The organism is Planctobacterium sp. AWM4_229 (assembly GCF_056160305.1).
Genome location: NZ_JBSWWX010000010.1, coordinates 106,099 through 118,985 on the forward strand (window position 1 = coordinate 106,099; position 12,887 = coordinate 118,985).

General features: G+C 45.2%; 15 protein-coding genes. 2 read left to right on the forward strand and 13 right to left on the reverse strand.

The window, feature by feature from the left end; translation table 11 throughout:
• Window positions 1-217 precede the first annotated feature (217 nt).
• The 13 genes from ACXAGP_RS19800 to ACXAGP_RS19860 all read right to left on the reverse strand — a co-directional run bounded on the left by ACXAGP_RS19800 (window position 218) and on the right by ACXAGP_RS19860 (window position 10,851).
• The gene (locus tag ACXAGP_RS19800; RefSeq protein WP_475263389.1) at window positions 218-670 is read right to left on the reverse strand and encodes a YHS domain-containing (seleno)protein; all 453 of its coding nucleotides are present in this window, start codon (window positions 668-670) and stop codon (window positions 218-220) included.
• A 739-nt stretch (window positions 671-1,409) separates the two neighbouring features.
• A complete protein-coding gene (gene mgtE, locus ACXAGP_RS19805) occupies window positions 1,410-2,774 on the reverse strand; it encodes a magnesium transporter (RefSeq protein ID WP_475263390.1) in 1,365 nt (454 codons plus the stop codon).
• 325 nt (window positions 2,775-3,099) lie between these two features.
• Window positions 3,100-3,375 (reverse strand): HPr family phosphocarrier protein, encoded by a 276-nt coding sequence (locus ACXAGP_RS19810; protein WP_475263391.1) that lies wholly within the window; start codon window positions 3,373-3,375, stop codon window positions 3,100-3,102.
• Window positions 3,372-4,217 carry an RNase adapter RapZ gene (gene rapZ, locus ACXAGP_RS19815; RefSeq protein ID WP_475263392.1) on the reverse strand — a complete coding sequence of 282 codons (846 nt, stop codon included), beginning with the start codon at window positions 4,215-4,217 and terminating at the stop codon, window positions 3,372-3,374. Before rapZ ends, ACXAGP_RS19810 begins: the two co-directional genes overlap by 4 nt.
• A complete protein-coding gene (ptsN, locus tag ACXAGP_RS19820) occupies window positions 4,214-4,657 on the reverse strand; it encodes a PTS IIA-like nitrogen regulatory protein PtsN (RefSeq protein WP_475263393.1) in 444 nt (147 codons plus the stop codon). Before ptsN ends, rapZ begins: the two co-directional genes overlap by 4 nt.
• A 15-nt stretch (window positions 4,658-4,672) precedes the next feature.
• Window positions 4,673-4,960: a ribosome hibernation promoting factor gene (hpf, locus tag ACXAGP_RS19825; RefSeq protein ID WP_338291162.1), complete on the reverse strand. Its 288-nt coding sequence runs from the start codon at window positions 4,958-4,960 to the stop codon at window positions 4,673-4,675.
• Window positions 4,961-4,987: 27 nt separating this feature from the next.
• On the reverse strand, window positions 4,988-6,484 hold the full coding sequence (locus ACXAGP_RS19830) for an RNA polymerase factor sigma-54 (protein WP_475263395.1): 1,497 nt from the start codon (window positions 6,482-6,484) through the stop codon (window positions 4,988-4,990).
• Window positions 6,485-6,553: 69 nt separating this feature from the next.
• A complete protein-coding gene (gene lptB, locus ACXAGP_RS19835; RefSeq protein ID WP_475263397.1) occupies window positions 6,554-7,279 on the reverse strand; it encodes an LPS export ABC transporter ATP-binding protein in 726 nt (241 codons plus the stop codon).
• Window positions 7,280-7,311: 32 nt separating this feature from the next.
• Entirely contained in the window at window positions 7,312-7,818 is a 507-nt protein-coding gene (gene lptA / locus ACXAGP_RS19840) for a lipopolysaccharide transport periplasmic protein LptA (protein WP_475263398.1), read from the reverse strand.
• Window positions 7,781-8,350, reverse strand: a complete 570-nt coding sequence (lptC, locus tag ACXAGP_RS19845) for an LPS export ABC transporter periplasmic protein LptC (protein ID WP_475263399.1) — start codon at window positions 8,348-8,350, stop codon at window positions 7,781-7,783. Before lptC ends, lptA begins: the two co-directional genes overlap by 38 nt.
• Complete coding sequence (kdsC, locus tag ACXAGP_RS19850) at window positions 8,347-8,901, reverse strand: 3-deoxy-manno-octulosonate-8-phosphatase KdsC (protein ID WP_475263400.1); 555 nt, start codon at window positions 8,899-8,901, stop codon at window positions 8,347-8,349. Before kdsC ends, lptC begins: the two co-directional genes overlap by 4 nt.
• Window positions 8,901-9,878: a KpsF/GutQ family sugar-phosphate isomerase gene (locus ACXAGP_RS19855; RefSeq protein ID WP_475263401.1), complete on the reverse strand. Its 978-nt coding sequence runs from the start codon at window positions 9,876-9,878 to the stop codon at window positions 8,901-8,903. The genes kdsC and ACXAGP_RS19855 overlap by 1 nt, the downstream gene beginning before the upstream one ends.
• Before the next feature lie 13 nt (window positions 9,879-9,891).
• Entirely contained in the window at window positions 9,892-10,851 is a 960-nt protein-coding gene (locus tag ACXAGP_RS19860; protein ID WP_475263402.1) for a calcium/sodium antiporter, read from the reverse strand.
• 460 nt (window positions 10,852-11,311) lie between these two features.
• Between ACXAGP_RS19860 and ACXAGP_RS19865 the strand changes: the two genes are divergently transcribed.
• Window positions 11,312-12,106 carry an ATP-binding cassette domain-containing protein gene (locus tag ACXAGP_RS19865; protein ID WP_475263404.1) on the forward strand — a complete coding sequence of 265 codons (795 nt, stop codon included), beginning with the start codon at window positions 11,312-11,314 and terminating at the stop codon, window positions 12,104-12,106.
• A gap of 1 nt (window position 12,107) precedes the next feature.
• Window positions 12,108-12,887 (forward strand): lipid asymmetry maintenance ABC transporter permease subunit MlaE, encoded by a 780-nt coding sequence (gene mlaE / locus ACXAGP_RS19870; protein WP_475263406.1) that lies wholly within the window; start codon window positions 12,108-12,110, stop codon window positions 12,885-12,887.

Below are 12,887 nucleotides of genomic sequence, written 5' to 3' on the forward strand. Positions count from 1 at the left end.
GTCAATGCCAGTATAGGGATATACTGTCATTGATGGTCATTGTTGTGCTGAATGCGAAGATTACGCTTTGCGTGTTAAGGGCTGCGGAGGATTCTCAAGGAGTGCCGCAGGCAGCATTCCTTGAGGCGCTGCCGGCGCTCCGGCAAAACAACATTCAAATTCCAATGTATTGGGCTTTTCGAGCAAAGTGATAACTAACAGTTTTAACTGATTGCAATTAAAGATCGCCTGCTGGAACATCTTTGATTTCTGGCCAATAATCATCGGCTTTGACAATATTGCCTGCTATGTCTTTGAGCCAATATTCATGTACCGTTTCATCTTTATTGACATACAGTTGACCATCGACGATTTTGAAAGCTTTGCCATTAACTTCAAACTTTTTACCAAAGCTGGTTCCGGTTGAGCAGTAGCCGCCGTAGGCTGGGGCATACTTTGCTGGGTTAGCGTTGAACAGATCGCGGTTTTGTATTGAGCTGAAACGATAAATCGCGTCTTGGTAGATTGCAGTAATTTCCGCCGTACCGAGGACAGGTTTGTTTTCAGTAAAATAAGCTACGGCGTCATGCCCCGCTAAAATAACACCGTTTTCATCGGTTTGGGTATCGATACCTGCAAAGACGTTAAAGCTGAGTATCAGGGTAAAAAGTGTTGCTAGTAATTGTTTCATGATTTAGGTCCGTTGATTAAAACTGCTTACAAGACCTAAGCGGAATCCAGGATATTTCTGATTTAAAAATTATGAGTTAGCACGTTTTGATTTGAAATTTTTCTGTGGGTCGAACTTTAGTCCAGAAGCCCTACAGTTATTTGAAAGTTTGCCAGTTTCCTGTCCTCTAAAATTGTATTTATATTAACAAATTCATAGGGTTATCGAGTAGAGTATTTTACAAATAAGTTAAGATGATTAGGATAAGTGTGCTAACGAAGTCTAATGTTGTCGTTTCACATCAAAGTAAATAAACCACCCCATTTCCCCTCATGAAGCGCCATTGAAAAACGTTAAGCAAGTTTCCGGTGATTTTCAGGGATGAAAATCAAGTCACGCCTAAGCATGGACGCGCATCGTGACGACGGAAACTTGCAGTTTTTCATTGGACTAAGCGTAATGCGGGGAGCGTTTTTCTTTCGCATACGGTTTCTTTTTAGCAAAAAGACAAATTCATCGGGAATGAATTTGGACAGCTTTAGCTGTCTTCAGGGAAATACAAGGATGTATTTCACAAATGGTATGTGGACCAAAGGGATTTGGTTCAGAAAAGCCATGGATGGCGTCTGTCATGCTACATTGAAGTCAAAATAGATATGGGGATTCTAAAGACTTTAATTCGACAACGTCCTATCAATTTATCACTACTGTCCGAGTAAACTCGGACCTACAAAGGATATTCTGAAGTTTAAACTCTAACCTACAATAGCAGCCAGGTTGCTGTGCCCAGAAAGGCGAAAATACCGACAACGTCGGTAATGGTGGTGAGAATAACACTACCAGCGAGTGCGGGATCAATTTTCAGTCTTTTCATGACGATGGGCAAAATAACACCGGAAAGGCCGGCGGCAATCATGTTGACTAGCATGGCAAAGGCGATAACCAGGCCCAGCATGTAATCCTGTTTCCACAATGCAACAACGGAGGCGATTAATACTGCCCATATCACACCATTGAGAAATCCAATCGCCAGTTCTTTACTGATCAGCCAACGAGAGTTTGAGGCACTGACATGGCCCAATGCCATACCGCGAATAACCAAGGTTAAGGTTTGGTTACCTGCCACACCACCCATGCTTGGCACTATGGTATTTAAAATGGCCAGTACCGCTAGTTGGCTCAAGGTGGCTTCAAATAAATCACTCACCATGGCAGCCATTAAAGCTGTAAACAAGTTAACCCCTAACCAGATTGAGCGACGTTGTGTACTTTTTAAAACGGGCGCAAAGGTATCCTCTTCATCTTCCAAACCCGCCATACTCATCATGGAGTGTTCCGCTTCTTCACGGATAATATCCACCACGTCATCAATGGTAATACGGCCAACCAATTGGTTGTTGGCATCTACTACGGGGGCGGAAAGCCAGTTATGCCGCTCGAATAGTTTGGCGACTTCGGTTTCATCCATGTCTACTTTAATGACTTCCGGCTCTTCCTCCATGATTTCTTCAACACTGATCTCCGGAGCGGCAGTAATGAGGCTGGTGAGTGAAACTGTGCCGATAAGCTTGTCGTAGCGATTGGTGACATAAAGCATGTCGGTATCTTCAGGCAACTCCTGTTTCAGTCTCAAATAACGCAATATGACCTCAACACTCACTTCAGGACGCAAAGTGATGGTATCGGTGTTCATAATGAACCCGGCGGTGCCTTCGCCGTAGGATAGTGCCTGTTCAGCACGAGCTCTGTCCATGCTGTCCATGGATTCCAGAACATCCTGAACTACTCTGTCCGGCAGACCGTGCAGCATTTCTGCAAGGTCATCGGTATCCATATCTTCTAGTGCATCGGCCAGTTTTTCCGGCACCATTTCCCGCATGATACCGTTCCGCACATCCTCAGAGAGTTCTTCCAGAACATCACCGTGATAATCGGTATCTATTAATTTCCATAGCAGGGAACGATTGCGTACGGGGGTCGATTCTAAAAGCAGTGCAACATCGGCCGGGGGAATGCTATGCAGCATTTTGCGCACATGAACAAATAGACCATTGCTCAGCGCTTCGTTAATGGCATCAAGCTGGGTTGTGACGTACTCTTGTTCTATTTTGCTCTGCTCTTTCATATTTTCCTCCTGGAGGAAAAGGGGGGCTGTGTGAGAGCAAACCCATATTGCGTAGTCAATTTAGAGATGAAGGATTTGAAGGAATACACAGAACTGGCGGTACCCTGAGGCGGGTTGTTACTCACCAAATCAGAAAAGAAGAAGTATAATTGCGTCGCTGGCGGCACTTATCGACACTCCTCTGCGCATTCTTCGAACTACCTGTTAATTAGGGCAGGTATTTGTTTTTATTAATATAGTTTAACGTAATAAGACCGTATTAGATATCAGCATTAAATAATATTCGAATTTAACCAGTCAGATTTTTCAGGTACTGCCAAAATCGTTATTCATCTTCATTAAATCGGGCTGAAAATAGTGCCTCAATGGCTTCCATTGCCGCTTCAGCGTCTTCACCTTCGCACACTACTTTGACTTGCTTATTTTGAGACCCCTCCAGCATCATCAGCCCCAGAACACTATTGGCAGATACACTTTTGCCGTCTTTTTGCACCAATATCTCGGCCGAAAATGAGGTAGCAAGCTTTACCAGTTCAGTGGCTGCTCGTGCGTGTAGCCCCAGCTTATTAATGATAGTCAGCTCTTTTTCGATACGGTTCAAGTGTCCAGTTCTCTGTGTCGGGTTTGTACGTCAGGGTGGGCTACCGAAAAATAACGAGATAGTGTTTCAGCCAGAAATACGGAACGATGCTGACCACCGGTGCAACCGATAGCAACGGTTACATAGCTACGGTTATTGCGTTCCAGATGTGGCAACCAGGTTTCAATCAAGTTTTGGATCTGCCCGATCACCTTATTCACAATGGGTTGTGAAGTAAGGTACTGAGCCACCGGGGTATCTTGACCCGTGTAGGGTTTTAATTCAGGTATCCAATGAGGATTGGGTAAAAATCTCACATCAAAAACATAATCTGCGTCTTTTGGGACGCCATTTTTAAAACCAAAGGATTCAAAAACTAATACCAGTCGCGAGGATTTTTTTCCTAATATACGTTCTCTAACAAGCTCTGCTAACTGGTGAATGGATAATTTATCAGTGTCGATGTGCAAATCTGCACGTTCATATATTGGGGTTAACAGTTCGCGCTCTTTAACAATCGCATCTGCAAGGGAGATCTTGTTTTTTGAAAGTGGGTGCAGACGGCGAGTTTCGCTGTAGCGCTTGATCAGCATGTCGTCACTGGCGTCGAGATAAATGATAGTTAAATCGGTTTTATTGGGCAGAAAATCCAGGTTTTCAGCCAATAAATCGGGATCTTTAGGTAAGTTACGCACATCAATACTGACGGCAATTTGATCGTATTCACTCACTACAGCATGAGTTAGCGTGGGCAGCATGCTGACGGGAAGATTATCTACACAGTAGTAACCCAAATCCTCCAAAGCCCTTAATACCACAGACTTTCCGGATCCGGATCGTCCGCTGATCACAATTAGTTTCATACCAGTGCTTCATAAAGTGCGTTGTCTGAATGGCAATTGCGAATAACCTTGATAACCTCTTTATCACTGAGTTTTTGAGCGATACGAGCCAAGGTTTGAAGGTGGCCGTCGGTTTGCTCAGTAGGCACAAGAATCGCAAAAAAAATGTCGACAAGCTGATTGTCGATTGAGTCAAATTCTATACCAGGAGAGCAGGTAATAACAATAGCCAGAGGGGAACTCAGACCATCTACTCGGCCGTGCGGGATAGCGATACCTTGTCCAATACCTGTGCTGCCCATTTTTTCTCGGCATAATAAACTGGCAAGCACATCTTCTTCGTTAAGTGCATCTAGTTTTTCGCTGGCAATGTTGCTGATGATTTGGAGTGCGCGTTTTTTGCTGGTAACAGGGACTGCACAACGCGTGCAGTCCAATGAGAGGATGTCTTTGATTTCCATCCTTGTTTAGGCCTCTTAATGACTCTTGAGTTTTTCTTTGTGTTTTATGACTTGCCTGTCTAGCTTGTCAATCAGTGAGTCAATCGCAGCATACATGTCTTTATGCTCCGACGTGGCAAATACTTCACCTCCATCAAGATGCAGGGTTGCTTCCGCTTTTTGGTTGAGTTTTTCAACGTTTAAGATGACATACACATTGTTTATGTGATCAAAATGTCGCTCAAGCTTGGTAAATTTTGTATCGACATAATCGCGAAGAGAATCGGTGATTTCGACGTGATGACCTGATAAGTTTATTTGCATAATTGGTCGTCCTTCTTGTAGGGAAGTCTATATTAGACTCTTACGTTGGTTAGATGGAGGAATCGAGAGCGATTCCCGGTATTTCGCAATGGTTCGCCGGGCTACCATAATGCCCTGATCGGCAAGCAATTGCGCAATCTTGCTATCACTTAGTGGTTTAGCCTGATTTTCTGCCGCCACAAGCTTTTTGATAAGTGCTCTAATTGCCGTAGAAGAACACTCACCACCATTTTCCGTTGCCACATGACTGGAAAAGAAATATTTGAGTTCGAAAATACCTCTTGGCGTGTGCATGTATTTTTGAGTGGTTACCCGTGAAATCGTGGACTCGTGCATGTCTACCATTTCTGCCACATCGTTTAGTACCATTGGCTTCATCATTTCCGGTCCATGCTCAAAAAAGCCATGTTGTTGCTGCACGATACAATTGGCCACTTTCAGCAAAGTATCGTTACGACTTTCTATGCTCTTGATAAACCATTTGGCTTCTTGCATGTGGGAGCGAATGAATTGACCGTCCGCACTGCTGCGGCTGTTTTTACTCATCGCAGCGTATTGTTGATTGATATTCAACTTAGGTACTGATTCGGGATTGAGTTCCACTACCCAGCGTCCGGATTTTTTAGTGACAGAAACATCTGGAATAACGTAATCCGGCTCTTTGGTATTGAGGGTACTACCAGGATGAGGATTGAGGGTTTGCAGCAGTTTTAATACTTCTTTTAACTGCTCTTCCCGCAGTTTCGATTTTCGAATAAGGGTACGAAAATCTTTGGCCATTAACAAATCAGAATAATCGCAAAGCAGTGATTTGGCCTCTTTCAACCAAGGGGTATCAGCGGGAAATTGCCCCAATTGCACCAACAAGCACTCTTGCGGCGAGATGGAGCCAGAACCCATAGGGTCAAAGTGCTGAATGCGTTTTCTGACACATTCTACTTCGTCCAGCTCAATTTCTTCATCATTGAGACTTTCCAGAATATCCTCAACCGATACGGTGAGATAGCCGCTCTCATCAATGGAGTCGATGATGGCCAATGCAATGGCTTGGTCGGTTTCACTGAAAGGTGTCAGATGCAGTTGCCAAAGCAAGTGATCTTGTATGGATTCGCTGGTTTCTCCCTGGTAAACCTGTTCATCATCGGAACCAACACTGGCAGCAGGGGCTGGTGCAGAAGACGCGCTGTAATACTCGTCCCAGGTACTGTCGATGGGGAGCTCATCGGGCAAATCATTTTTTTCGAATGCGTCGCTAGAATCAATACCGTCAGAGCCATTGAATTCTTTATCGCTGTCTGCGCCGTTTAGATCTGAACTGGATTTTGGCTCTTTGAGTAATTCTAAAGCCTCGTCACTGTTGCCATCTGTAGATTCATCCACTTCCAGAAGTGGGTTGGCGTCCAATGCGTCTTGAATCTCCTGTTGCAGATCCAGCGTTGATAATTGCAACAAGCGAATGGCTTGCTGCAACTGCGGCGTCATTGTTAATTGTTGACTAAATTTTAGTTGTAAAGACGGCTTCATTAAAAATGGTTTTTCCGACTCCAGAATGCGAAATTATCGCAATCCACTTATGAGTTATTGTTTTAGTAACTATAGCCTGAATTGCTCACCCAGGTATACATCTCTTACTTGCTGATTGGCCAAAACCGTTTCCGGTTCGCCCTCAGCGATAACTTGCCCATGGCTGACGATGTAAGCTTGCTCACATACGTCGAGGGTTTCGCGCACATTGTGATCAGTGATCAGAACGCCAATTCCTCTGTCTCGCAGATGGTGAATAATCTTCTTTATATCATTAACAGAGATAGGGTCAACGCCTGCGAAAGGTTCGTCCAGCAAAATAAACTGTGGGTTGGCCGCTAGTGCCCGGGCAATTTCCACTCTGCGACGCTCGCCACCAGACAGGCTCATGCCAAGGTTATGGCGAATATGATTTAAGTTAAATTCATCCAGCAGCTCGTCTGCCAGTTCTTCGCGTTGTTCGTTATCCAGTTCTTTGCGCATTTGCAAAATTGCCATGAGATTCTGGAAAACGCTTAATTTTCTGAAAATCGAAGATTCTTGAGGCAAATAACCAATACCGTGCCGGGCACGGACATGCATCGGCTGTAAAGTCAGTTCGTGTTGGTCTATGAATACTTCACCTTTATCTAAGGTGACCAGACCTACGATCATATAAAATGTCGTGGTTTTTCCAGCGCCATTAGGACCCAATAAGCCCACTATTTGTCCGGTATTCACCTGGATGCTTACATCCCGCACTACCTGTCGGCTTTTATAAGATTTTGCCAAATTGTTAGCATATAAGGTTGGCACTATCAGTGTTTCCTTTTGCGGTTTATGCGTATTTAATTTTTATCGTCAGTTTGAAACACCGTTGTTACCCGGCCATCTGACTCATCACCGCCGGCAATGAGCTGTTCTTTTTCAAGATTAAAACTGATTTTTTCGCCTCTCACCATACTGGTGTCTTGGTGCAGTTCTGCTGAACCGTTCAATTCCAACGTTCGCGACTCAACCACGTAACGTATTTCTTCGGCTTTTGCAGTAATTTTACTGCCATCGTCCATGGTTTGAGAATATACCGCAGGTTTACCGATTGCGATAAAGATCTCCTTTCCCTTGCCATCCTCGGCACTCACTCGCACCTCGTCAGCATCGATGGAAAGTGATCCCTGACGAACTCGCACATCTTCTTTAAACACTGAGGTTTTGCGCTTTCCGTCAACAAATTGTGATTTGGAGTCTACTTTAATGGGAAGCTTAAAATCTTCCTTACCTGCCAGCGCTGTTGTTGAGAATAGTAGGCAAGCGCCACTAATTAACAACAGTCTGCTGATAAATGGTTTCAACATGTTCTTTTAGTTCCAATTTTCGGGTTAACAGATTGACGCTAAGCCCGTTGCTTTTTATGACAAAATCCTGACCCGTAATTATCACCGGATTGTCTGATCTCGCTGTGTTTTTTTCTAAATCGATTTCAACGAAACTGGTTTCTATGGTTTGCACAAAGTCCTGTTCGTTGAGACTTTTGATTACCACATTTTGCTCAAGTTCAATTCGTTGATCACTGTATAGTGTGCCTTCCTTAGCAATGATTTGCCATGGTGAGTCGGTTTCGTCGGTATATATCGTATATTCTGGCTCTTCAAACAAGGTAAACCCGAGAATTTCGTAATGTTCCATAGATGCCGCGAATACTTCGTGATTGATACTTCCCGACTCGTTGTAGAGCGTGCTTTTCATGTTCCGGGCCTGATAGTTGGGATCCCATGCTTCAGGTCGTTCATCAATCACTTCCGGCGCATCAGTCGTGGCTACCATATTGAAATAGATGGTGATGAGCACCAAAAATAAAAGCCCTAAGCTGAGATGAATTCTACTCATACACTACTTGCCTGAATGCCATTCAATTTGTCCTGACTTAAAAGGATCAGGTCACAAAGTTCACGCACACAACCAAATCCACCGGCTGTTCGGGTGACATAATTACTCACCTCAATCACTGAGGGGTGGGCGTCTGCTGGGGCCACTTTAAGGGCGGAAAGGGCAAACATGCCGGTATCGGGAAGATCATCACCAATACTAGCAGTATTTTCAGGGAGGATACTTAATTGTTGTTGCAGATTTTGCAAAGCGGTTTGTTTTTGCTCTTCACCTTGAATGATGTGCTTCACTCCAAGTGCTGTAAAACGTTGGGCAACAATATTCGATTTTCTTCCTGTGATAATAGCCACTTCTATATCCGCGGCCATTAGCGCTTTTAAGCCGTAACCATCTTTAGTGTGAAAGGCTTTCAGTTCCTCACCACTGTTACCCATGTAGATTCGACCGTCGCTAAATACGCCGTCCACATCACAGGCCAGCAATTTTATTTTTTTGCAGAGCCTAAATGTATCCTCTGCAATTTGGCCATAAGGCGTATCTACTGTATTCATTACACGAGTCCTGATTTGATCAAATCAAGCATATTTAAGGCACCAACAGGGCGGTTGTGGGCATCCACCACAATCAGGCTGCTAATATTGCGGTGTTCCATTTCACTCAATGCTTCAGCGGCCAGCATTTCTCGATGGGCCGTAAAACAGTTGCGGGTCATGACTTCACTGATGAGGGTGTTATGCACATCTTTGTGGGCGTCGATGACACGGCGTAAATCACCGTCGGTGAATATGCCGACGAGTTTTCCTTCTGGGTCGACAATGCCAGCGAGACCTAAACTCTTTTGGGTAATAATGACAAGCGCATCGCGAATGCTGCACCCCTCTGAAACAAGCGGTACTCGGTCTCCAGAGTGCATGATATCGTTTAAGGTCAATAGTAACTTTTTACCCAATGAGCCGCTTGGGTGTGATAAGGCAAATTCTTCGGCGGTGAAGTTTTTTGCATCTAACAGCGCAACTGCGAGTGCATCCCCAAGAACCAAGGTAACGCTAGTGCTGGAAGTAGGGGCGAGACCTAAGGAACAGGCTTCACGCGGCACTGCGATAGACAAATGGATATCCGCGTAGCGGCCCATGGAAGATTCAGGGCTTCTGGTCATAGCGATGACTTCTATGCCTAAGCGTTTGACGACGGGTAGCAAGGAAAGAACCTCGCTGGTTTCGCCGGAATTAGATATGGCGAGCAAAACATCGTCCTCGCCCAGCATTCCCAAATCACCGTGACCAGCCTCTCCAGGGTGCATAAAAAATGCGGGCGTTCCGGTGCTGGCCAAGGTGGCTGCTATTTTATTGGCGATATGTCCCGATTTACCCATGCCAGTAACGACAACCTTGCCCTTGCAAGCTAACATGGTTTGGCAAGCGGCAATAAAGTGCTCATCAAAAGCCTGCTTTAAATTAGCTATGGCTTCCAGTTCGATATCAAGTACGCGACGCGCTGAGGCAAGTAGTTTATCTGGCTCAACATTCATACGTGATCCTTACTCAGGCAAAAAACAAAAACATGAGATAGCCGACATAGCCGGATACCAGCACAGCCCCTTCCCAGCGAGTGATTTTGCGAATTCCTCGCAAACCAAAACTGAATAGCAAGAGTAACACGGTAAAGCCTAACATGACATGAATGTCGCGGTTTGCGGCAAAGGCGTCGATTACCCCTGGCGCTATCAGCCCCGGCATGGCCATTACAGCAAGAATGTTAAATATGTTAGAGCCGATAATGTTTCCCAGAGCCATATCGTCTTCGCCTTTCAATACTCCCGCGATACTGGCAGCAAGCTCTGGCAAACTGGTACCGATGGCAATTATCGTAAGGCCTATCATGAGTTCGCTCATACCGAAATGACGGGCAATGACGACCGCAGAATCCACCATGATATCGGCACTGATTGGGAGAAAAACCATGCCTACTATTACCCAAAGTATCGCTTTATGAGTTGGCACATCTGAGGGGATTTCTTCAGCGGTGTCGGTACCGTATGGATCCCTGCGATCAGCTTGAATCGACAACCAGGTCAGCCCGCCGATAGTGGCAAAAAACAGCACCATTAGAGCGATACCTTCTGGCAAGCTCAAGGTCAGGTCCGCCAGGAACCAAGCCGCAATAAGGGAGACAACTAACAAGATAGGCATCTCTCGGCGAATGGTACCGGAACTGACCATTAAGGGTTTAAATAACGCAGTGAGACCCAGAACAAGGCCGATATTGGTGATATTGGAACCGATGGCATTCCCTACCGCGGTATCGGGATTGCCAGCCATAGAGGCGGTGGCCGATACCATTATTTCTGGCGCAGAAGACCCCATAGCAACAATCGTCATGCCGATGACCATGGGGGAAATCCCAAAGTTTTTGGCCATTGCCGAAGCGCCATAAACAAAGCGGTCTGCACTCCAGCTAAGTAGAGCGAGTCCAACGAGAAAAAGGGCTAATTGAGTCAACATGAATAAAAATCGTTCGTATAATTGAAAGGTTGTGACAAGTGAATGGCTCTATTATGGGTACGACTTCACAAGTTTAAACTATTTGCATTGATTTGTTGAACTAAGTTTCTGTAAATAAACGATGTTTGTTCTCTGCAAGTTACGAAGATTGTGTTCGATACATTCGAATACACAAGTATCTTTGGGATACATCTGGTTACATCCAGGGATCTTTCGAAGTAATAGTATATATCTTGTAACTTTTTGATTTTGTTTTGCATGCTTGAAAGTCGATAAAATAGTCCTATATCGGGGCTTCGGCTAAAATTAGCAGAACAATCACGTATAATATTACACAGCTGTAATCTGAACTTAAAGATCCGGTAAATACTGACAGTTTATGGTCAAGGCATGTTGTATATATACAGTTTTCAAAGAAAGATGGAACGGCTAGCAACTTTTGCGCTCTGGAATGCACACGATGAAAAATCTGGTAGAAGTTAAAAATCTAACCTTTAAACGCGGTGATCGCACGATATACCAGGATATCAGTATGTCCATCCCAGAGGGTAAAACAACAGCGATTATGGGACCCAGCGGTATCGGTAAGACTACCATGTTGAGACTTATTGGTGGTCAGCTTAAACCCGATAGTGGCGATGTACTGTTTGATGGCAAATCCATTCCCGGTATGAATCGCGCTCAGCTTTACGCATGCCGCCGTGATATGAGTATGTTGTTTCAGAGCGGCGCTTTGTTTACTGAGATGTCGGTATTCGACAATGTCGCGTTTCCACTCAGAGAGCATACCCATTTAAGTGAAGATATTATCCGTACCTTGGTGTTACTCAAGCTTCAGGCTGTGGGACTGCGAGGTGCGGAAAAGCTGTACCCCAGCGAGTTGTCCGGGGGGATGGCCCGCCGAGCGGCGCTTGCTCGGGCTATTGCACTGGACCCAAGGTTGATCATGTACGATGAGCCGTTTGCTGGGCAGGACCCGATTTCTATGGGGGTATTGGTAAAACTCATCAAAGATCTTAATGATGCGTTGAATCTTACCAGTATTGTGGTCACCCATGATGTCACTGAGGTACTGACTATTGCCGATTACATCTACATTATTGCTGAAAAGCAGGTTATTGGCGAAGGAACTCCAGAGCAAATCAAGAGTTCTGATTCAGATTTGGTACAGCAGTTTTTGCAGGGGGAGGCCGATGGCCCGGTTCCATTCCATTATCCTGCTACGGATATACGTGAAGCTTTGTTAGGGAGTTAATATGGAGTTCTTGGCAAGGAAAGGGCGCAATGCAATAAGCGCAATAGAAAAAATAGGCAGAGCTTCGGTGATGTTTTGGGGAGCCATTGTGGCGCGCCCCAATCCTATGAAATCGGTGCCGCTGACTATCAAACAAATGTACGTGGTAGGTGTTCAGTCGTTATTGATCATCTTAGTGTCTGGCTTGTTTATTGGCATGGTGATGGGACTCCAGGGCTACACGGTTCTGGTAAATTACGGTGCTGAGGAAAGCTTAGGTCCTATGGTGGCGCTGTCATTATTGCGTGAGCTTGGCCCAGTGGTTACAGCATTGTTATTTGCTGGTCGGGCGGGATCGGCATTAACGGCTGAGATTGGCTTGATGAAGGCCACTGAGCAACTTAGCAGCCTGGAAATGATGGCGGTGGATCCGCTGCGCCAGGTGATTGCCCCCAGGCTTTGGGCGGGCATTCTGACCATGCCCATGCTGGCTATTATTTTCAGTGCCATTGGCATTTTAGGTGGGCACCTGGTGGGGGTCGATTGGTTAGGTGTTGATGCCGGTAGTTATTGGTCCATTATGCAATCTGCTGTGGATTTGAACGAAGATATTATGAACGGTGTGATCAAAAGTATTGTATTCGCCGTTGTCGTTACCTGGATAGCTGTTTTTAACGGCTATGACTCGATACCCACGTCAGAAGGGATAAGTAAAGCCACAACGCAAACGGTGGTGCATTCTTCTCTTGCTGTGCTGGGACTAGATTTTGTATTAACCGCCGTTATGTTTGGAACTAATTAG

What these genes read in the sequence shown, in the direction of transcription:
- hpf (WP_338291162.1), bottom strand. Translation starts at nt 4,960, where the DNA reads ATGCAAATAAACTTATCAGGTCATCACGTCGAAATCACCGATTCTCTT.
- mlaE (WP_475263406.1), top strand. Translation starts at nt 12,108, where the DNA reads ATGGAGTTCTTGGCAAGGAAAGGGCGCAATGCAATAAGCGCAATAGAA.
- rapZ (WP_475263392.1), bottom strand. Translation starts at nt 4,217, where the DNA reads ATGAAACTAATTGTGATCAGCGGACGATCCGGATCCGGAAAGTCTGTG.
- ACXAGP_RS19855 (WP_475263401.1), bottom strand. Translation starts at nt 9,878, where the DNA reads ATGAATGTTGAGCCAGATAAACTACTTGCCTCAGCGCGTCGCGTACTT.
- mgtE (WP_475263390.1), bottom strand. Translation starts at nt 2,774, where the DNA reads ATGAAAGAGCAGAGCAAAATAGAACAAGAGTACGTCACAACCCAGCTT.
- ACXAGP_RS19800 (WP_475263389.1), bottom strand. Translation starts at nt 670, where the DNA reads ATGAAACAATTACTAGCAACACTTTTTACCCTGATACTCAGCTTTAAC.
- ACXAGP_RS19860 (WP_475263402.1), bottom strand. Translation starts at nt 10,851, where the DNA reads ATGTTGACTCAATTAGCCCTTTTTCTCGTTGGACTCGCTCTACTTAGC.
- lptC (WP_475263399.1), bottom strand. Translation starts at nt 8,350, where the DNA reads ATGAGTAGAATTCATCTCAGCTTAGGGCTTTTATTTTTGGTGCTCATC.
- kdsC (WP_475263400.1), bottom strand. Translation starts at nt 8,901, where the DNA reads ATGAATACAGTAGATACGCCTTATGGCCAAATTGCAGAGGATACATTT.
- ptsN (WP_475263393.1), bottom strand. Translation starts at nt 4,657, where the DNA reads ATGGAAATCAAAGACATCCTCTCATTGGACTGCACGCGTTGTGCAGTC.
- lptA (WP_475263398.1), bottom strand. Translation starts at nt 7,818, where the DNA reads ATGTTGAAACCATTTATCAGCAGACTGTTGTTAATTAGTGGCGCTTGC.
- ACXAGP_RS19830 (WP_475263395.1), bottom strand. Translation starts at nt 6,484, where the DNA reads ATGAAGCCGTCTTTACAACTAAAATTTAGTCAACAATTAACAATGACG.
- ACXAGP_RS19865 (WP_475263404.1), top strand. Translation starts at nt 11,312, where the DNA reads ATGAAAAATCTGGTAGAAGTTAAAAATCTAACCTTTAAACGCGGTGAT.